The organism is Paenibacillus sp. 01T422 (assembly GCF_056398785.1).
In genome coordinates this window covers 1-671 of record NZ_JBFTQB010001503.1, presented here as the reverse complement: position 1 = coordinate 671, position 671 = coordinate 1, and the positions used below count along the sequence as shown (strand labels likewise).

General features: G+C 43.8%; 1 protein-coding gene. It reads left to right on the top strand.

The window, feature by feature from the left end; all coding sequences use genetic code 11:
- The coding region (locus AC1DUA_RS39850) for a glycoside hydrolase family 30 protein (RefSeq protein ID WP_477504907.1) at positions 1–671 on the top strand (671 nt) is incomplete at both ends.

Sequence of the window (671 nt, the reverse complement as noted above, 5' to 3'; positions counted from 1 at the left end):
CGATGGCGCCATCTGGGCAACAGATTAACATTGGTGTCAAAAACTATGGAGGCGCGGAGAAATTTATTCCTATATCAAGTGCTGATTATACAAACGGTACTGTGACCTTTACAACAGGCATTGGTAGTTTCCAAGCAACGATATACCTTTATCACCCAAATGGTTCTGGTAATGCTTATGCCGATGACATTAAGGTAACGGAAGCTGGAGCTGGAGTTGTCGGGACACTTGTCAATCTGGACGGAACCGGTTCTGGAAGAGTTTATGACGGAGAGGGCGTGATAAGCGGAGGAGGAGGAAACACGAAACTTCTCATTGACTATCCGGAACCATATCGCAGCGATATTCTGGATTATCTTTTCAAACCTAATTTTGGAGCCTCTTTTCAGGAACTCAAAATAGAAATCGGTGGAGATATTAACTCAACGAGTGGAACAGAGCCCAGTCATGCAAGGACAAGAGCAGAAAATGCCAACCCGAATATGACACGTGGCTATGAAACTTGGCTTATTAACGAGGCCAAAAAGCGAAACCCTAATATCAAGCTTTATGGATTGCAATGGGGAGCGCCAGGTTGGGTAGGCAATGGTAATATATGGTCGCAGGATAATGCGGATTATCTCGTAAGTTATATAAAGGGATTAAAAAACGATTGGGGCTATGATCTGGAT